Source organism: Asticcacaulis sp. P2_C5 (genome assembly GCF_056404555.1).
Genome location: NZ_JBFUDU010000003.1, coordinates 192,238 through 211,552 on the forward strand (window position 1 = coordinate 192,238; position 19,315 = coordinate 211,552).

12 protein-coding genes are annotated in these 19,315 nt (G+C 61.8%); 6 read left to right on the top strand and 6 right to left on the bottom strand.

Annotated elements, in window-relative coordinates:
* Positions 1-37: 37 nt before the first annotated feature.
* The 3 genes from AC1DXO_RS06835 to bufA2 form a co-directional block, all read right to left on the bottom strand.
* A complete protein-coding gene (locus tag AC1DXO_RS06835; protein ID WP_476977367.1) occupies positions 38-763 on the bottom strand; it encodes an HvfC/BufC family peptide modification chaperone in 726 nt (241 codons plus the stop codon).
* Entirely contained in the window at positions 760-1,599 is an 840-nt protein-coding gene (bufB, locus tag AC1DXO_RS06840; RefSeq protein ID WP_476977368.1) for an MNIO family bufferin maturase, read from the bottom strand. Before bufB ends, AC1DXO_RS06835 begins: the two co-directional genes overlap by 4 nt.
* A gap of 66 nt (positions 1,600-1,665) precedes the next feature.
* Positions 1,666-1,947, bottom strand: a complete 282-nt coding sequence (gene bufA2, locus AC1DXO_RS06845) for a BufA2 family periplasmic bufferin-type metallophore (RefSeq protein WP_476977369.1) — start codon at positions 1,945-1,947, stop codon at positions 1,666-1,668.
* A gap of 183 nt (positions 1,948-2,130) precedes the next feature.
* On the opposite strand from bufA2, the gene AC1DXO_RS06850 reads away from it, so the two are divergent.
* The gene (locus AC1DXO_RS06850) at positions 2,131-2,568 is read left to right on the top strand and encodes a hypothetical protein (protein WP_476977370.1); all 438 of its coding nucleotides are present in this window, start codon (positions 2,131-2,133) and stop codon (positions 2,566-2,568) included.
* Positions 2,569-2,623: 55 nt separating this feature from the next.
* Positions 2,624-5,497 (top strand): M16 family metallopeptidase, encoded by a 2,874-nt coding sequence (locus AC1DXO_RS06855; protein WP_476977371.1) that lies wholly within the window; start codon positions 2,624-2,626, stop codon positions 5,495-5,497.
* A gap of 186 nt (positions 5,498-5,683) precedes the next feature.
* Here the strand turns inward: AC1DXO_RS06855 and AC1DXO_RS06860 are convergent, their stop codons facing one another.
* From AC1DXO_RS06860 to AC1DXO_RS06870, 3 genes are all read right to left on the bottom strand, one after another.
* The gene (locus tag AC1DXO_RS06860; protein WP_476977372.1) at positions 5,684-6,058 is read right to left on the bottom strand and encodes a hypothetical protein; all 375 of its coding nucleotides are present in this window, start codon (positions 6,056-6,058) and stop codon (positions 5,684-5,686) included.
* Positions 6,055-7,725, bottom strand: a complete 1,671-nt coding sequence (locus tag AC1DXO_RS06865; protein WP_476977373.1) for a S41 family peptidase — start codon at positions 7,723-7,725, stop codon at positions 6,055-6,057. Before AC1DXO_RS06865 ends, AC1DXO_RS06860 begins: the two co-directional genes overlap by 4 nt.
* Before the next feature lie 74 nt (positions 7,726-7,799).
* Entirely contained in the window at positions 7,800-11,264 is a 3,465-nt protein-coding gene (locus AC1DXO_RS06870; protein WP_476977374.1) for an arabinofuranosidase catalytic domain-containing protein, read from the bottom strand.
* 273 nt (positions 11,265-11,537) lie between these two features.
* On the opposite strand from AC1DXO_RS06870, the gene AC1DXO_RS06875 reads away from it, so the two are divergent.
* The 4 genes from AC1DXO_RS06875 to AC1DXO_RS06890 all read left to right on the top strand — a co-directional run bounded on the left by AC1DXO_RS06875 (position 11,538) and on the right by AC1DXO_RS06890 (position 19,259).
* The gene (locus AC1DXO_RS06875) at positions 11,538-12,584 is read left to right on the top strand and encodes a glycoside hydrolase family 43 (RefSeq protein ID WP_476977375.1); all 1,047 of its coding nucleotides are present in this window, start codon (positions 11,538-11,540) and stop codon (positions 12,582-12,584) included.
* Between the two features lie 125 nt (positions 12,585-12,709).
* Positions 12,710-15,415 (top strand): family 78 glycoside hydrolase catalytic domain, encoded by a 2,706-nt coding sequence (locus AC1DXO_RS06880; protein WP_476977376.1) that lies wholly within the window; start codon positions 12,710-12,712, stop codon positions 15,413-15,415.
* A 162-nt stretch (positions 15,416-15,577) separates the two neighbouring features.
* Positions 15,578-17,527 (top strand): glycoside hydrolase family 97 protein, encoded by a 1,950-nt coding sequence (locus AC1DXO_RS06885; protein WP_476977377.1) that lies wholly within the window; start codon positions 15,578-15,580, stop codon positions 17,525-17,527.
* A gap of 1 nt (position 17,528) precedes the next feature.
* Positions 17,529-19,259, top strand: coding sequence for a glycoside hydrolase family 43 protein (locus tag AC1DXO_RS06890; protein WP_476977378.1), 1,731 nt, complete (start codon positions 17,529-17,531; stop codon positions 19,257-19,259).
* The last annotated feature ends 56 nt before the right edge of the window (positions 19,260-19,315 follow it).

Genomic DNA, 19,315 nt, shown 5'->3' on the forward strand with positions numbered 1-19,315 from the left:
GATATTGGATTTATGTAACACCGCGATAAAAAGACTATCAGGACACCCCGCACACCATTCCGGACGTGATCCATTGCCTCAGCCACTGCGACGCGGCTTCTGTCGTGTCCAGGTCCGGATAGCGCGCTGCCAGGTCTTCGCATATGGCAGCGAAAGCCGCGCCCTTGCTGATATCCTGCACGGCCGCATATTCGTCATGGTCCAGCGTCCGGAATACCGGCTCCAGCCCATTGCGCCATACGGCCAGCCCGGCCTCGCCAGTGAGTATCTGCACTACCGGCGGGGCTTCACCATGCGCCAGGGCCTGCCATAGCGCGACCACATTGGTGCGTAGCGGTCTCAGCCGAAAGGTCGGCGCCAGGACCAGCCGTGTCGTCGACCAGTCGGCCTGGGCCAGGTGGACCGCATCCAATTGCGGCGCATCCGGCCCGGAAAAGGCCCGCCGCAGCGCCCAGTCGAGCCAGGCCAGTTCGCCTATCTCCGGATCTTGCGGATAAAGCGCGCTCAGCGTCTCGTCGAATCCTTCGCCGAAGTCGTCGAGCGTCCAGGACGACGGCGGCCGGTGGCGCATATGGGCGGTGGTCGCGGCGCGAAAAGCCTCATCGCCCAGCCACGCCCAGACTCGCTCGAAATTTTCACCTAAGGTTTCGGCCAGGCGATTGCGATAGGCGAAATGATAGACAGCCTCGCCGCGCGTTAGGCTGGCCGTGTCGTCATCGAGGATTCGCCCCATGAACCGGGTCTGCAGGTCGGCCAGACTCATGACGCCATCTCCATAACCGCATTGGCGGCAGTCCGCCGGGCGCGGCCGACCTCATCCAGCAGATCGGGCAAGGGCGGAATCTTGTCGTCACGTTCGATCATCACCGCGACTGGGCCGAGGCGCGGATACAGGGCTTCGAACAGCTCCCATACGCCCTCAGGCACGGGCTGGTCGTGGGTGTCGATCAGCAGGGGATCGCCGATTGTGTGTCCGGCCAGGTGTATCTGCCGCACGCGATCCGCGGGTATGCCGGCGATATAGTCGCGGGCGCTGAAACCGTGATTGTGCGCGCTGACAAAGATGTTGTTGATGTCGAGTAACAGGTCGCAGCCGCTGCGCTTCGACAGCTCCGCCAGGAAGGCCCATTCGCTGTAGCTGTCCTCAGCGAAGGTGACGTAGGACGATGGATTCTCGACCAGCAACGTCCGGCCCAGCGCTGTCTGGGCCTGGTCGATATTGTCGCAGACCCGACGCAGGGCTTCCTCGGTCAGGGGCAGGGGCAGAAGATCGTGGCTGTTGACACCGCCCGTGCCGGTCCAGCACAGGTGGTCCGAAATCCACAGGGGCTCCAGACGGTCGGCCAGGGCGCTCAGGCGTTTGAGATAACCGGGATTGAGCCCGTCCGCGGCGCCCAGCGACATCGACACGCCATACATGGCGACGGGATAGCGCTGGCGAAGTTTATCCAGCACCGACAGGGGGCGGCCGCCGTCGATCATGAAGTTTTCGGAAATGATTTCGAGAAAATCGACAGGCTGGGGCGCGGCCAGGAAATCCGCATAATGCACCGGCCGCAGGCCCAGGCCGAAGCCGGAAAAAGAGGGATTTGTCGACATGGGTGACCTGCGAGAAACGGGAAGAGAACGGCCCGGCGGGTTGGAACGCCGGGCCGCTGGGGTTGGTTACAGGTCGCCGATCGTACCGCCGTCGGCCAGGCATTGTTGCGCGCTGATGGCCTTGAAGCCGTCGCCCTTGCACGAATTGTGGCCCTTGCAGGCGTGGGTCGTGGTCTTGCAGTCGGACGTGCCCTTGCAGCTGTTGACACCGTAACAATGGACTGTGTCGTTTGCCGAGATGGCGGAACCGGTCGAACCGGCCGGGGCGGTGGCTGCACTGGCAAAGGTCGACATGGCCAGCAGGGCGGCGGCGGAAGCAATGGCGGTACCGGTTTTCAGGGTGATCATGGGGGCGTTCCTCAGAAGGGTTTTGCCGAAGTGGCATTGAGGATTACGCCACCTCGCACGACAAGGTTACATCACCGCAAAAACTTCTGTCGCGCCGCCCTCGCCGGGCCATTAACCCACTGTACCGCTGAAAGTCTTTTTGTTACGGTGCGCTATTCCAGGGAGGGATGCCGGACAATGACCATGAAAATCGTGAAAATAGCCGCCGTACTTGGCGTGGTGGGGATACTTGCCGCCTGTGCGACGACCGAAGGTTACCAGCAGCGTATGAACCTGAAGGTCGGCTATACGACTGACCAGTTGAAGGTCGAATGGGGTGTTCCCGACAATATCGCGCCGCTCAGCGACGGCAGCGAAATGTGGGTCTATCACCGCACCCAGGTCTATCATTCCGGCAATTCCTACATGCAGGTCCCGACGGGCTCCTATACGCAGCAATATACCGACAAAAAGGGCAAAACCAAGACCCGGTCGGTGACGACCTACAGCTCGCAATATGTCCCGCCGTCGACCAGCGAGACCCACTGCGAGACACGCTTCGTCGTCGGCGTAGACCAGACGGTCAAGTCGGTCAGCTTCGAGGGCGATGGCTGCGTTGCCGAAGAAGTCAGCTCAAGCTGACTAAAGTATTATTTAGCGGATGCGCGGGTCGCGTCCGGGAATTTTGAGGACGTGTATGGCGCAGTGGCGCATGTGGCGGATCGTAACCGCGTTCAGTCTGATCGCGGCCTTTTTTACCGCACCCGTCCATGCCGCCAGTACCTTGGCCGAGGCCGTGGCCGGACCCGACTGGCCGCATACCCTGGCCGAGCTCAAGCCCGACGCCAATGCGCGTTACGGCCGCCTGCCCAACGGCATGCGCTATGTCATCTATCGCAACAAGGCTAAGGCGCGCAGCGCCTCGATGCGCTTCGAGATCGCCGCCGGCTCATTGCAGGAGCGCGATGACCAGCGCGGCCTGGCCCACTTCGTCGAACACATGGCTTTCAGGGGCTCGACCCACCAAAGCGACGGCGAACTGACCAAGACCCTGAAGCGCGAAGGCTTCAGCTTCGGTTCCGACGTCAACGCCTTTACCGACTATGAGACGACCAAGTACGTCCTCGACCTGCCCAGCAACGAGGTCGAGCCGATCGAAAGCGCGCTGTTCATCCTGCGTGAAATCGCCGGCAACCTGACCTTCGATCCCGACGCCATCGCTCACGAACGCGGCGTCATCCTGGGCGAGGAACGCATGCGCGCCTCGGCATCGAGCCGCGCCGACCAGGCCTTTACTGAGGCCGCCTATCACGACGGGCTCTATGCCCGGCGCGATCCGATCGGCACGCTCGACTCGATCCGCAACGCGCCGCGCGAAGCCCTGCTCGACTATTATCACGACTGGTACCGGCCCGAGCTGGCCATCCTGATCGTGGTCGCCGATTACGACGTCGACCGCATGGAAGAACGCATTCGCGACACCTTCGGCAACTGGGCGCCGGCGCGAAGCGGTCCGGTCCATATGATCGACTACGGCACGACCACGGTTACCGGTCCCCAAACCGTGGTCTATACCGAAAAGAACCTGGCCGAAGGCCTGGGCGCCGCCTGGTTCCGGCCCTATATCGACGTGCCCGACCGCTATCGCACGCGCACCATCGGCTTCCTCAAAAATATCGCGGTCACTGTCCTCAACGAACAATATGCGAGGGCCTCGGAAGACCCGACGGCCGCCTTTCTCAGCGCTGCCGTCAGCTATGACAATTCGCGCCTCGGCGGCAACGTCACCAGTCTGTGGGTGGTGCCCAAGCCCGCCCGTCAGAAGGAGGCGTTTGTCCAGGCCCTGCGCATCCTCAATCGTTTCAAGGCCCAGGGCGTGACTGAGGCAGACGTCACCGACTATGTCGCCACAACCGACGCCCAGATGGACAATCTGGTCCAGACCTACAAGACGCGGTTCAGCGATGACATTGCCAATGACATTCTCGACAGTCTCAACCAGGACAATGTCTTCGAGACCGGCGATCAGTATAAGGCCGACTGGCTGAAGATCCGGCCCGGCATCACCGCGGCAGGTGTCGCCGAGCAGATCAAGGTCATCTTTGCCGGCAAGGGGCCTCTTATCAGCCGCCAGGGCGAGGACGCGGCCGCTTTCGACGCGGCGGCCCTGCAGGCGGCGTGGGACGAAGCCCAGACCGACTCGAGCGACGGTCCCTCGGCCCAGACCAGTTCCGTCATCTGGCCCTATACCGATTTCGGCCCGACCGTGAAGCCGGTCAGCGCGGTCAAGGTCAATGTCCTCGACTATAGCCGCTACACCTTCGCCAATGGCGTGAAGGTCAACATCAAGTCCAATCCGCTGGTCAAGAACCAGATCATTGTCAAGGTCCGCTTCGGCGGCGGCTATCAGCTGTTTTCCCCGTCGGAAAATATCTCGCTGCAGCAGTTGAAGATCTACGATATCCGTGATGGCGGCCTGGGCAAGCTGTCCACCGCTCGTATCGACAAGGCTTTGTCGACGCGGACCGTCAGCCTGAACTACGATCTGGACGAAGATGCCGCGGTCCTGACCGGCTACACGACGCGCGACAGCTTCGCGGCCCAGATGCAGCTCTTGATGGCCTATACGGTCGATCCCGGCTTCCGTCCGGAATCGTTCGAAAGCATGAAGGGCGGGCTCGACTATATCTATCAACAACTGCGTGGGTCACCGGACCTGGCCATCGGTTTCGGCCTGGCGGCGTGGATGTCGAACAACGATCCGCGCTATGTCTTCCCGACACGGGCGCAGATGGATGCCGCCAAGCCTGAAGACATCATCGCCATCTATCGCCGCACCATGAACAATGTCCCGGTCGAGGTGACGATCAGCGGCAATATCCGTGAGGATGCTGCCCTGCTTCAGGTCGAAAAGACCTTCGGCAACCTGCCCAAGGTGCCCGACAGTTTCACGCCGGCGCCGGGCGGCGACCATATCGCCCTGCCGAAAGACCGCATGCCGCAGGTCTTCTATCACGAAGGTCGGCCGGACCAGGCCGTGTCGGCGGTCGTCTTCCCGGCGACCGACGCCTTCAGCAATATCGCTGACACGCGCGGCCTGACCATTCTCAGCGAGGTGTTCAACGCCCGTCTCGATGAAGAGCTGCGCGCCAAGCAGGGCATGGCCTATGACGGCGGTGTCGGGTTGAAGGCCTCGGAATCGATGAAGGGCTTTGGCTATCTCGAAGCCAGCGGAACCATCGCGCCGGACAAGGACCAGGTCTTCTACGATACGGTGTTGCGCATCGCGGCGGATCTGGCGGCCACTGGCATCACCCAGGACGAACTGGACCGGGCGCGCAATCCTTTGATCCAGTATCTCAGCGACGAGAACAAGAACAATGAGGACTGGCAGCAGACCATGGGCGGCTTGTATGGCAACAGTGTCCTGTGGGAGTACCGCGTCCACCAGTACAAGAGCTACATGGCTGTCACCAAGGACGATATTCAGCGCCTGGCCAAGACCTATTTGAAGCCCGACGCTGTCCTGCGCGCCCGGGCGGTACCGGTCGGGCTGAAAGATAGCCATTGACCTGACGTCGTGTCGCAGGTGGCAAAGCTTAATAATATTCGCATGAAAAGCATAGTCCTCCCCTGTAGCCCGGAGGGCGTTCGGGGGAGGTGGCAGCGCAAGCCTTGCGACCTTCAGGTCGTGTAAAAGGCGCGTCGCTGACGGAGGGGGCATTCCACTGCAGAGGGCGTCAAAAGGAAGAACCGGTTAGTGAGTCTGAGGCCTACAGTTCGCGCCGCGCAACTCGTACATCGCCTGGGTATCGCGTCGCCTGGCATAGCATTTGCCATTGTTGATAACGATATCGAACGCAACCGGCATAGCCGTGGAATTGCCTTCCATGGGCCCCGGGCGGCGTGGCAGGACGGTCACGACCGGGGTCTGGTCCGACGCCACGGGCCCAAGCTCGACATGCGCGGTCTTCATGGCTGCCGCCAGGGCGGTCTCGACAGCGGACCGTGACCGGGCATCACCCAGGTCCACTGTCGCTGGCACCGGCACCGCCGATACCGAGGCACAGGCGCCCATGGTCAGCACAAGCGCCGGCAAACCCAGCCAAGCGGTGTGCCGGTGCCGGCTCATCCGCCAACCTTCGTCATGTCGAGATTGTTTTCCATGATCCACGGTTCGGGCGCGGCAATCGCGGGTGATGTGGTAACTGACTTGCGGCTCTGCACGGCACCGGACTTGGCCGAGCTACTGAGCGTGGAAGGGCACACCCCGCTTTGCCGGTAGCTGAGCGCCGCGCCCAACATGCCTTCGCTGGTTTCCCCCAGTTCGTGCTGATAGTCGTCGGAGATCTGGCAGCCGGGCAGCTTGACGCCCGAGACGGCAGTTGTGTTGGACGGCGCAAAACCGTCGGCAAAATCACCGAAACCGAGATCGTTCACGCCCTGGAACTGGATGGAATAGTAGGTCTGGCCGCAATTGTCCTGCGGGTAGAAGCCGTAGGGCTTGCCGCAGGTCTTGCTGCCGATCAGGACGACCTCGACGCCGACACCGCGCAGACCGTTGATCACGGCCTCGCTGGCGCTGCACGTATTGTCGGTGGCCAGGACATAGACGCGCGGCAGGTTCAGGCTGGGCAGGGCCGTACCCTCCGCCAGACTGAAACCGACGGCGTTGGCATAAAATGGAACGGGCGAATTGACCTCGCCGGTCACCGGATTGACGCCGCCGGCGCCGGTGTTGAAACGTAGGCGTTCGAAGGCGTGGCTGGTGGTCCGGCCGCCGCCGGCGACCATGTAGCCCAGTTCCGACGCCACGGCCAAAAGCCCGCCGCCATTGTATCTCAGGTCCAGGACGAGGTCGTTGACACCCTGGGTCTGCAGGTTCTGTATGGCGGTCGCCAGTTCGCTTTCGCTGGCATAGGGGCTGAAGGTGTTGAACAGGACATAGCCCACCTTGCCACCGGCGCCGTCGGACAGGACGCGCGTCCGGTTGACTGATTTGGAGACCAGGTTCTGCGACACCAGGGTGATGGTCCGGACCGCTGAACTGCCGGGATCGCGCACGGTAAAGGTGGTCGATATGCCGGCCGTTGGCGGGAATAGACCGCGGTTCAGGGTATCGACCTCGGCCTGGGTAAAGCCACCATTGACCAGGTCGATGCCGTTGACGGTCAGGATTTCCGAGCCACGGACCAGCTTCTCGTGGCCGCCGCCGTCCAGGTCCTCGGCAGGCGTGCCGGGCTCGGTGAAGGCCACACGGACGTCACGCGGCACAGTCGCGGCGATGATGACGAATTCGGCGCCATAGCCGGCGCTGGCGGCCGAATGGCTGCGCGCCAGATAGTCGGCGGTCGGTTCGCTGAAATGGAATTCGTCCTTCGCCTTGCCGGACGCGGTGGTGGCGTTGGTCTTCAGGATGTCGAAATAGTCGAGTGTCGCCACGATAGACGCCGGGTTGACGTCGGTGACTTCGGTGTTCCACAGATAGGTTTCATGCGTCCACGAGCGCAGCCAGTTCTTTTCACTGAGCGTCGTCCCGGCCTTGTCGGGGAAGGTATTGCCTTCGATATCGACGCCCGTGCGCACCGTCGAACACAGGTCCTTGAAGCTGCTGGCGGCCTGAAAGACGCCGCTGACCCAGCCGGAGGGCGTAACGACGGGCGGTGTTACGACCGGCGGCGTCGATCCGCCGCCGCCATAACTGCCGCCACCGCCTCCACCGCCGCAGGACGCCAGAAACGCTGCAGTAACGCTGACCAGCAGGACGAGGGTGGTTTTGGTGACGCGCGATATAAACATGGTCCCGATGATGATCGTTTTTTTGCCAAGCTGCAAGTGGGGCAACTCTCAAGTAATGACCTCAGGTACTTATGTCATTGTGAGAACCTGTTGGGTGCGCCCGGCGTCGGCAGGTCGGTGACAATCTGGCTGCCCGCAGGATGGGACTCTGCCAGAGGCGTCACCAGGGTAAGGCCGGAACCGAAGATTTCGGCTCCGCTCAGATAGGTATGGGTGAGCGGCGCCGATAGAGTCAGGCGGTTACTCCAGGTGCCGACGGATGCAATGGTTACCTCTTCACTGCCATTGGCGTCGCGAATCGTCGCGGTTTGACCTTGCACAAACGGCTTTGCATTGACGACCTGGAGTGATGTTGCACCCTGTGCAGACGCCGTCGCCAGGGTGGTTGCGCCAGGCCCGCCGACCTTGGAGACGGCTACCGTCTCCTGCCTGTTTCCGGTATCGACATAGAGGGTCTGGCCGACGCGGAAGCCGGCGGCGCTATCGACTTTCAGGCTGTTTGCCTGTGCCGGCGCATCCGAAGCGAGGAGGGTGGAGGCTGACTCCAGGAAATCGTGACAATTGCTGTCGGTGTCGTGTCCGTCAGGATAGCGGCCGGTGCTGACATTGGTCATGACGCGCGATGCGGGATCCCAATTGAACGGAAGGCCGGGTGTCGGCGCAAAGCATCCGGCCTTCTCGAACCCGGACTCGGCCTGGTAGCCCTCGGCCGCCCAGGGATCGACAAGTCCTCCGAAATTGAGGCTGTCGACGAGGTTGCCGTTGGCGTCGCGCAAAACCATGCTGGCTGCCAGAAGGGGCAGGGCTGGGCCGCCGTACCATTGGCTTGGCCATTGACTGGGATGGCCGTCATATCCAGCGGACTTTACCTCAGCGTCCCGGACGACGGAGTCGACGGGATGGGCCTGCCCAAGCGGCTTGTCGAGCGTGACGCCGGTTCCGATCGGCAGGACGGGTTCGTTGCTGGAATGGGCATGCGCGGTATTGGCCACGACCGTTATGCCCGTTCCACGCACACTGAAGGGGAGGTTGGCCGCGTGGGCGAACCTGAGCGGTGTTTCAAGTTCGAGGCCGCTGCCGGGTTCGACGACGTCTTCATCGTTGATATGGGTGCGAACCAATGCGGGCGAGAAGCGCAGGCTCGCCGTATTGTCGGTGGCTATGTCGACGCCCGTAATGGTGACGGTTTCAAGATTGGCCGGCGTGCCGATATTGAGCTGTTCGCCAACGGAAAATTCGAGCTTTTCCCGCGTGGGCCAGCCGACAAGGGTATTGACGGTGACGGCGCTGTCGCCGGGATTGATGGCCGTCCGGACCGAGGTTCGTTTCGCGGCTGAGCCGATGCTTTTGACCTTTACGGTCTCTATGCCGTGGCCGACACTGTCGATGTCGAGTCGGAATGTGTCGCCGGCCGAAATTCCGGATACCGATGTAACCTTGATATTGGTGGCGCCGGCCACGGCATCTGTCGCCACATAGGCCTGGGTTCCCGGCTTGCCCACAGCCTTGACGGTGGCAATTTCATAATCTTCCACGTCGGGGCCAACGACGGGGCCAACGACAGGAAAGACGGCTCCGAAGCCGAGGGCGATCTTGTCGCCGATCGAAATGCCGTCGGTACGCGTCACAGGCAGATTGTCGGACCCGGCCGGAACGGTAATGAAGGGATGTTCCGGCACCGGCTGCCAGATGGTCGTCGCTGGACCGGCTGCCGTCCCGACGGCCGCGATCTTGCGCGTTTCCGCGCTCTGTCCTGTCCCGATGACGATATCGTCGCCGGGTTTCATTCCATCGATGCTTCGGACAAAGACCGTACCGTCGCCGGCGTTTGCGGAGACGGCCAGGCCTGAATTCGATAACCCGAAGACATAGAAGGCGTGGGGCGCGAGGCGTGTCTTTTCCGGAACTGTGACGGCGGAAAACGCGGCCGTGCGCGTCGGACGAATGGTCAGCGTCCAGTTCGACACGTCTACGGCGTCCGCGCTGTCGTTATAGAGTTCTATGAAGCTATTGGTCGAATTCGATCCGTAGCCGTCGCTTACGCGGAACTCATTGATCTTGACCGGAGAGACATTGCGTATCCTTTGCGTCGCCGTGTCGGATCGGGTCTTGCCATTTGCTCCGGCGCTCCACTTCGCCTTTCCGATCATGTCGCTGTTGGTGGCGGTCATGGCCGCCTGGACCTCGAAGGTGGCCGTCACGCTTTGACCCGGCGGCACGGGTGACGCGAAGGTTTTTTCGGCTTTTTTTGATCCGCTTGCTGTTACGCGCCAGCCTTTCGGCGCTGTCACCGAAAGGGTCACAGCATGCGCCGGCACGTCCGACGTGTTGGTAAACATCACGGCGACGGTCTGGAGCGTGCCCGGAACAAAGGTCTGCAGGCCCGGCGGCGCCGAGGTTGACGATGGCGGAGCGATTACCACTGGCGCCACAGCATATTTTGCCGCGACGATATTGGCCTGTACCAGCTGATCCGTCGCGTCGGACGGAAAAGTCCCCGCGGCGGTCATGACGCCTTCGTAAAAGGTTCCCTGCGATCCATTGGAGTTGTCACCGCCATTCCCCAGGAGGATGGCGCCCTGTTTCCGCATCGGGTCATAGGTGGCGTCGACCCGCGGGCCGTCAAACATGACGGATAGGTTTCCGTCCTGGGCATCGCCACCGAGCGTGGTCCAGTGATGGGGCTCCCCTTTCGCCATTGCCGTGACAAAGCGCGACGTAATGATGGGAAGGGTGGTGCAGAGTTTTGACTTATCGGGGTTCACGCACCCGACAAGATTATTTTCCTGATCCGTCATGATCCACGGGCCGGGCGCGCTGCCATGGTACCACCACGGCGTATTGCCGAAAAAGGTGGTTTCCATGGTGCCGTTACCGTCGTCGCGGCTGTCGATCTCGGCATTGCCGTAATCGAAACAGCAGCCGGAATTGAAGTGCCGGCCATCGATGACCCAGTATTGGCCTTCGGCCTGGTCATCGACCGCCGTGTCCTTCGCATCGTTTTGCCGCAGCCCGCTGCCGGGTGTTATGAAGACGCCATAGGCCTTATGTCCCATGATCGAGACAGGCGCCTGACCGGCGAGGGGCAGGTTGTTGTAGCCGCCCATGACTGGCCCGCTAAAGCCGCCCCTTGGCGCCTGTATGAGATTGTTGCCGTGCCCGGACTGGTCGTAGAGCGTCGCAATCCAACAGACTGTATTGGCGCAAAACATGTCCTGGGCTGCCGCATCGGCATAGCCGCCGGTATCGCCCGCTGGCGCCTGCCCCGATGTTACCACGCCAATATCCAGGGTCTTGCCGTCGGACTGACGTACAAGCTGGTAAAGTGGGCCATTGTAACCGGCATACAGGGCGCGTGTCGTGCTGTGCGCAGCCACGCACGGTGCGCCGGCGGCGGCATATATGTCGCACGGGCCCTGCGGCCTTGTTGCGGCGGCGGAATTCGCCGTCCCGGCAGACAAGGCAGCGGCAGCCGTCACGCCGAATGCAAAGGCCAATGGAAAGACGAAGGACAGGGTAACGAGATTGCGATATTTCAAGATCGATTTCCTGTGTCCTGATCCCTTGACTGGATTTTTCATGCAAATGTCCTCGCTGTCTGTCGGTTTCGTTACGACGGGAATCCCTTGCTGTGAAGGGGTTTTAATAGTGCATCGCCCGTCTTTTATGGTATCGATATCAGATTTTACTTGCCTTGACCACATAAATGTCAGACAAATGAATCATTTGCAAGAACGCCGCATCATCGTGCAAGGCTAGGTTTGACAACCTTGCCCCTGTCCTTTGCAAGCGGCCACACCGGGAAACGCCAAATGAAACCTGTGTCGTCCATCTTATCAGCGGCTTTTGGTTTATCAGCGGCTTTTTGGGGCCTGACACTGGTCGGGCCGGCCGGCGCGGCGGTCGCGCCCAAGCCGCTTTACCGCGACCCCATATTCGACGGCGCCGCCGATGTTTCGATCATCTATGATCGAGGCGCCAGGCAATGGAAGATGTTTTACACCAATCGACGCGCGACAATGCGTCTTCCGGACCATGATGATGTCGCATGGGTGCACGGAACGGCCATCGGAATCGCGACGTCGCCGGACGGCGTGACCTGGACCTACCAGGGCACGGCAAGCTTCCCCGGGGCGTGTACGGACGTCACGTCATGGGCGCCGGAACTCTATTACGACCACGGAACCTATCACATGTGGCTCACCGTCGTGCCGGGAATATTCCATCGCTGGGGCCAGCCTGGAAGCCGGGCTAAAATCGTTCATTTGACCAGTCCGGATCTTGCGGAGTGGAGCTGCGGGGATACGCCTGATCTCAGTGGGGCGACGACAATCGACGCCAGTGTTCTCAAGCTGAAACGCGGTTATCGGATGTGGTACAAGGATGAGAGCTTCGGCAGCCGTATCCTGGCGGCCGACAGTCCGGACCTGAAGACGTGGAAAAAGGTGGGTGACCAGCCGGTGACGCAGACCCGGGGCGAGGGGCCAAAGGCTTTCCGCTTCAAGGGTCACTATTGGCTCGTCGCAGACGCCTGGAAAGGACTTATGGTCCTGAAATCCGATGACGCGTTGCACTGGACACAGCAGGACGGCTTTCTGCTGTCGCAACCCGGTATAAAGCCAACGGACAAGAGTATCGGACAGCATCCCGACGTGGTCGTGAATGGCGGGCGGGCCTTCATCTATTATTTCGTTCACCAGGGCCATGAATCGGAGGCGCTCACCGATCCATACTGGAATCAACGCACCGTTATCCAGGTTGCCGAACTGAAATACCGCGATGGCAAGCTCACCGTCGACCGTGATGCCGATCTGTCCTTCAGCCTCAAACCGCCGGCGATGGGAAAAAGCATCGAGTAGGAGCGCTGTCGTTCCGGCCGTAGCTCCTGGCTGCGCTGGCTTGTGCGAATGCCGCCGAAATGCATGAATGAAAAAGCGATTTGTCGGCCTGGCCGGCCGGTCGGAAGACTCCGGAGCAAGAGACCATGAATCTGTCCAGGCGCGCATTTGGTGGAACCCTGGCGGGGGCCGGAGGCTGGTTCGCAATAAACGGTTCGGCCGTCGCAGCGCGATTATCACCGCTGTCGCTGCTCTCCGGGCGAGTCGAGTGGCAAAAGGACGCCCGCGGTATCGACACCCTGCGCCCGCGCTTTCGCTGGACACTGAAGGCGGGCGGTTCTGCGCAGAATAAGACCCAAAGCGCGTTCAGACTTCATATTGTCGACCATAACGCCCGCACCGTTTTCGACAGTGGGAAAATAGCCCGGGACACGCTCCACTTCCGGCCGGACGAAGACCTGGCCTTGCTGCCGCAGAGACGTTACGACTGGTTCCTGACCGTGTGGGACGAAGCGGGCATGTCGTCGGGTGACGCGTATGCAGGCAAGTTCGTTACCGGGATTTTCGACAGATCCCAAAACCTTGCCCGTTGGATTGCCGCGCAGCCTCAGGGGCCGGGCTATGTTCAGACAACCTGGGCCATGCACCCCGACACGCCGCCCAATCCGGCCTTGCCGATTTTCCGCAAGGCTGTGGCGTCGACTGCGAAGCCGGTTTCGGCGGTAGTCTCGCTGGCCGGCCTTGGCCAGTACCGGTTGTTCGTCAATGGCCGGGAAATTTCGCCGGCGGGCCTGAACGGCGCCTGGACGGACTATTCCAGGCGGGTGCTTTACGACACATACGACGTCAGTGCCGCCGTGGGCGAGGGGCTGAACTGGCTGGCGGTCGAACTGGGAAACGGATTCTTCAATGTCGAGGGACGGGCGGACCGCTACCGCAAATACGTTGGCCGCTATGGTCCTCCGCAGCTGTGGCTTCAGTTGCGCCTTATTTATGCCGATGGCAGCGAGACACCGATCGCCTCCGATGACAGCTGGGTCACACGGGAAGGGCCGACCACCTTTACCAGCATCTATGGCGGCGAGGACTACGATGCCCGAGCCTATATCGAGGGTTGGCGCGAGGGCAAGGGGCCCATCAAAGGCTGGCGAAAGCCTGAGGTCCTGACGGGGCCTGGCGGCGTCCTGCGCGCACACAAGATGGCGCCGATGAAGCGTTTCAGGCATCTCCGCGCCAGATTGATCGGTCAGCCTAAGCCCGGTGTCCTTGTCTACGACTGCGGCGTCAATCACTCCGGCCAACCCGTGCTCTCGGTCCGGGGATTGAAAGCCGGAACGCGTATTGTCATTCATCCCGGCGAGCTCCTGGCCAACGATGGAACGGTGGATCAGGTCAGTATGACGCGATGGGCCGAGCATTCGCAGAACATCGAATATGGCTTTACCTCGGCAGGTCTGGCCAGGGAAACCTGGAAGCCGGCCTTTACCTATAATGGCTATCGTTACCTGCAGGTCGAGGGCGCCGCACTATCGCAGGTCGTCGATGTCGGCAGCGATTTCCTGACCGATGATTTCGCCCAGGGTTCCTTTTCGTGCAGCGATGAACGGCTGAATCGTATCCACGCCCTGATCCGCCAGGCGGTGTTGTCGAACGCGGCCAGCTACCTTACCGACTGTCCGGACCGGGAAAAGCTGGGTTGGCTGGAACAGACCTACCTCAATGCCGATACGATCCTGATGAACCTCGACGCCGCCGCGCTCTATGAGAAGATCTCAGGCGACATGGCGGACGCCCAATTGCCCTCCGGCATGATGCCGTCGTTTGCACCGGAATATCTCCGCTTTGTCGATGACCAGGAACGGGATTCCGACCTGCGCAACATACCCGAATGGGGCGCGGCCTGCGTCCTGGCGCCGTGGGCTGCTTTCGGTCTTTACGGCGATATCGACAGTCTGGAGCAGGCCTATCCGGCGATGGAGAGGTTTGCCGCCTATAGTCTGACGCGCGTGCGACCGGACGGGCTCGTCAGCTACGGCATCGGCGACTGGTACGACTTTGGCCCGAAGGCGCCCGGCCCGGCGCAGTTGACGTCCCTGGCGATGACCTGCACGGCGACGCTTTGCCATATGTTCCGTTGCCTGTCGCGGGTCGCCACGATCCTGGGCCGGCCAGGCCAGGCGTATCAGGATCAGGCAGGGCAATTCAGGTCGGCCATACTGGCCAACCTGTATGATCCGGCAACACATCAATTCGACAAAGGAAGCCAGACGGCGAATGCAATGGCCCTGGCTTTGGACATCGCGCCGCCGGCTGATCGCCAGGCCGTACTCGACAACCTTGTCAACGACATCAAGGCGCGCGGGTACCATGTTTCGGCCGGCGATGTCGGCTTCCACTATGTCGTGGAGGCGCTCGGGAAAGAAGGTCGCGGCGATGTGCTCTACGCCATGCTCAAACGCGACGACAAGCCAAGCTATGGCGAGCAGCTTGCCAACGGCGCCACCTCCCTGACCGAAGCCTGGGATAGTGAACGCGTGTCATCGCAAAACCATTTTATGCTGGGGCATATCGAGAGCTGGTTCTATCGCGGTCTCGGCGGCATCAATGTCGACATGACGCCCGGGGCTGAGCACCGCCTGACGCTCGCTCCGGACTGGGCGTGCGGCGTGCTTTCAGCGGATGTCCGTTATAACTCGGTGTTCGGTGTCATCGGCAGCCGCTGGTCGATCGCTAGCGGAACGTGGAAGCTGCGGGCGGACATACCGCCCGGCATCACCGCCCTGGTCAAGCTGCCCGGTGGAACGACCCGGATATTGGGGTCCGGCCTCCATGTGCTGTCCGGGCAAATTTAAGCACTTGCGCGAACGCGTAAGGCCGCCGTCGCGCCGGGCAGGCGCGCCGGAGCCGCAATATTGACCGCGCTTCAAATCGGTAGTACTGGATTTTCATGGTATCGATACCAGAATATTGCCTTATCCAGACCGGTTGAAGCCGGCGTCCAAACAGGAACAAACATGGGAGCCAGCGGCAACGGGACTTCACGGCGCGAGATCGTTGGGACCATGCTGGCCGGGACGGTGGCTGCCGGCACAGCCGGTGCGAAAGCCATCGGGGCCCGGTTTGTCTCGGTGCGTTCCCCGAACGGCCGGGCCGGCCTGACGATCGGTCTCGACGGCGGTCGGCCGACCTGGTCGGTGGATTACGACGCGAAGCCCGTTCTGCTCCCGTCCGGCCTCGGCCTGTGGCTGGCCGACGACAGGTTGCTGGGTGCGTCTGTCAGTCTGGTGTCCACAGGCCAAAGCCAGCACAGCGGCCGCTGGCAGCCGAAATTTGGCGCCGCTTCGTCCTGTGACGAAAGTCACAACGAACTGACGGTCCGCCTGTTCGACAGTGCCGCCGATATCCACTTCGACCTGGTTGCGAGAGCTTACGACAGCGGGGTCGCGCTTCGATACCGCATGGCCGACACCCCGGTTCGGCTGATGGGCGAGCGCACGCAATTTCGCTTTGCCGCGGATGCCAGGCTCTATGCCAGCCGTGACGAAGGCGAATATCAGATGTGCCGTCCGTCCGAACTCGCCCCCGAACCCTGGCCGCCGCTCACCGGCTCTTCCGACCCTATGGGGCTGGCCGACGTTCCGGTGACGGTTGATGTCGGCAACGGCCTATATGCGCAGCTCGGCGAGTCCGACCGGCTGCATTACCCGCGGCTCATGGTGAAGGCGCAAGGAGACGCCTTGGTCACATTTTTGATGCGCTTTCCCGCCCGGGCGACCGGATGGGGCGGCCCCGGCGATACGCCGTCAGAGCCGGAATTTGACATGTCGGCGGGGCAGGCAACGCCGTGGCGCGTTCTGCTCCTGGCGGACAGTGCGACCGCGCTGATCGAGCAGGCCGGACTGATCCCCACCCTCGCCACGCCGGGTCTTATCGCCGACGAGAGCTGGATACGGCCCGGCCGCGCCATACGCATCCGCGCCCCCTATTCGACTCAGGGCGGACTTGAGGTCGTCGATTTTGCAGCGGCGCACCAGCTTGAATATGTTGAATACGACGCCCACTGGTATGGTGACGGGACCGATGCGTCCGATGCACTGACGCCTCTGCCGGACCTGGATCTGCAACGGATTATCGACTATGCCCGCGCCCGGGGCATCGGCATGATCCTGTATGTCGATCGCGTTGCGGCGACCCGGCAGCTCGCCGACATTTGCCGAACCTACAGCGCCTGGGGCGTGGCCGGGATCAAGTTCGGCTTTGTCTGGGAAGGCCGGCGCAGCGACAACGATTTCATCTTCGATCTTCTCAAGACCTGCGCGGACTACAGGCTTCTGGTCAATCTGCATGACAACCTGCGGCCGGCAGGGCTGGAGCGGACCCTGGCCAACTATATCGCGCTGGAGGGCGTGCGGGGTAACGAACAGTTTCCGCCGGCCAGGCACAATGTGACCCTGGCCTTCACGCGCATGCTCGCCGGCCCGCTCGACTACACCATCTGTTATGCCAACGAAAAGAACCAGACGACCAACGCCCACCAGTTGGCCATGGCTGCGGTCTATTACAACCCGCTGACCTTTCTCTACTGGTACGATACGCCCGCCAAATATGCCAAGACGCCCTTTCCCGAGCTGGCCTGGTTCGACAGGTGTCCGACGACCTGGGACGAGACGCGAGCCCTGTCCGGCGTGATCGGCGAACATGTCGTCATCGCGCGCAGGAAGGGGCGGGAATGGTTTCTCGGCGCCCTGGCCAACGAAGCTTCGCACCGCATCACGATCGGCCTCGATTTCCTGGGCGACGGCGCGTGGACGGCGCAGATTTTCCGCGACGGGGACATCACGCATCCATTATATCTGACACCGGTCGTCATGGAAGCGAAGGATGTCGGCTGCGCGACGCGTTTGACCCTGGAACTGGCGGCTTCGGGTGGACAAGCCATCCTCTTCTCTCCGAAAGACATCTGACATGCGTGCCTTCCTGCTTGCCATGGCCCTTCTCGCCGGACCGGTCGCCGCCCAGACCACTACCGGCATCCCCAAAGGCGCCTGGGTGCCCGATCAGGGCGATGGCACCTACCGCAATCCGGTATTGATGGGCGATTATTCGGATCCGGACGTGACGCGGGTAGGCGACGACTACTACCTGGTCGCCTCGTCCTTTACCAATGTGCCTGGACTTCCGGTGCTGCACTCGAAGGATCTGGTCAATTGGGACATCATCGGTCACGCCCTGGCGGCGGTCCCGCCCTATGACCATTTCCGCACGCCGCGCCGGGGCGGTGGCGTGTGGGCGCCGGCGATCAGGTACCACGACGGCCGCTTCATGATCTACTATCCCGATCCCGACTTTGGCATATTCCTAGTCACCGCCACCGATCCGGCAGGCCCGTGGAGTGCCCCGGTGCTTGTCGACAAAACGGTTGGCGCGATTGATCCCTGTCCGTTTTGGGATGACGACGGGCGCGGCTACCTGGTCCATGCCTTCGCCGGGTCACGTGCCCACAAGAACAATCTGGTCGTGCTGAAGCCGCTGAATGCCGACGGCACGCAAACCCTGGGCGAAGGCCAGGTGATTATCGATGGCAATACCCTCGGCCCCGTCGCAACCTCCCTCGGCATGGCCAAATGGTTCACCATCGAGGGGCCCAAGCTCTACAAGCGCAATGGCTACTACTATATTTTCGCGCCGGCGGGTGGGGTCAAGAACGGCTGGCAGGGTGTGTTCCGGTCGCGCAGCCTGTCCGGTCCGTACGAAGCGCGCAACGTCCTGGATCAGGGAAACGGACCGGCCAACGGTCCTCACCAGGGGGCGTGGGTCGATACGCCCTTCGGCGAAGACTGGTTTGTGCACTTCGAGGATACGGATTCCTATGGCCGCCGGGTGTGGCTCGAACCCATGAGGTGGGGCAGGGCCGGGACAGACCGCGACTGGCCGCAGATCGGCGAGCGTCAGGCAGGACACGATATCGGTCAGTCGGTGGAGGTCCATAAGAAACCGAAGACCGCCGGCCCGGTCGAGATCACGGTGCCCGTCGCGGACGATTCCTTCGACGGCGCCCTGAACGCAGCGTGGCAGTGGAATTCCAACCCCGGTGACGACTGGCTCGACCTCTCGGCCCGGCCGGGATTTTTGCGCCTGAAGTCGATATCATCGTCGGGCAATTTGTGGGAGGCCGGTAACGAACTCACCCAGAAACTGCCCAATCTGAGCTTCAGCGCGGTCACCCAAATGGCTTTGTCACCTAAATGGGAAGGCGAAAGAGCCGGTCTTGTCTTTTTTGGCGCCAGCTATGGCTTTATCGGTGTGGAAAATACCCGGGACGGAACGTTTGTCGTGCAGGTCACGCGATCGGACGCCGACACCTTCCAGCCCGAAGTGAAGGTCACCGGTCCGAAGGTCGCCGGCGATGTCTGGCTGAAGCTGACAGCCCAACCTGTCTCCGTGCCGGCGCCGGCGCCTAACTATCGCCCGATCTGGCCGGCCATGTTGCAGACGACCGACGCCCGTGTCACCTTCAGCTACAGCCTCGACGGCGTGACCTGGACGCCGCTGGGCGATGGCTTTACCAGCAAGCCCGGCCGGTGGGTGGGAGCCCAGATCGGCTTGTTTGCCCAGGCGCCTTCGGGAACACCGTCGAGCACGTCGACCCGCGTCGGCTGGGCCGACTTCGACAGTTTCAGTGTGGGGCTGCATTGATTTTTATCGGTAGTCAGGCATACCGGTTGGAGCAAGGCATATTGACACGGAATCAC

Bases quoted from the DNA above. Each gene is read 5' to 3' on its own strand.
- bufB (WP_476977368.1), bottom strand. From the start codon at position 1,599: ATGTCGACAAATCCCTCTTTTTCCGGCTTCGGCCTGGGCCTGCGGCCG.
- AC1DXO_RS06860 (WP_476977372.1), bottom strand. From the start codon at position 6,058: ATGAGCCGGCACCGGCACACCGCTTGGCTGGGTTTGCCGGCGCTTGTG.
- AC1DXO_RS06855 (WP_476977371.1), top strand. From the start codon at position 2,624: ATGGCGCAGTGGCGCATGTGGCGGATCGTAACCGCGTTCAGTCTGATC.
- AC1DXO_RS06865 (WP_476977373.1), bottom strand. From the start codon at position 7,725: ATGTTTATATCGCGCGTCACCAAAACCACCCTCGTCCTGCTGGTCAGC.
- AC1DXO_RS06835 (WP_476977367.1), bottom strand. From the start codon at position 763: ATGAGTCTGGCCGACCTGCAGACCCGGTTCATGGGGCGAATCCTCGAT.
- AC1DXO_RS06850 (WP_476977370.1), top strand. From the start codon at position 2,131: ATGAAAATCGTGAAAATAGCCGCCGTACTTGGCGTGGTGGGGATACTT.
- AC1DXO_RS06875 (WP_476977375.1), top strand. From the start codon at position 11,538: ATGAAACCTGTGTCGTCCATCTTATCAGCGGCTTTTGGTTTATCAGCG.
- bufA2 (WP_476977369.1), bottom strand. From the start codon at position 1,947: ATGATCACCCTGAAAACCGGTACCGCCATTGCTTCCGCCGCCGCCCTG.
- AC1DXO_RS06880 (WP_476977376.1), top strand. From the start codon at position 12,710: ATGAATCTGTCCAGGCGCGCATTTGGTGGAACCCTGGCGGGGGCCGGA.
- AC1DXO_RS06885 (WP_476977377.1), top strand. From the start codon at position 15,578: ATGGGAGCCAGCGGCAACGGGACTTCACGGCGCGAGATCGTTGGGACC.
- AC1DXO_RS06890 (WP_476977378.1), top strand. From the start codon at position 17,529: ATGCGTGCCTTCCTGCTTGCCATGGCCCTTCTCGCCGGACCGGTCGCC.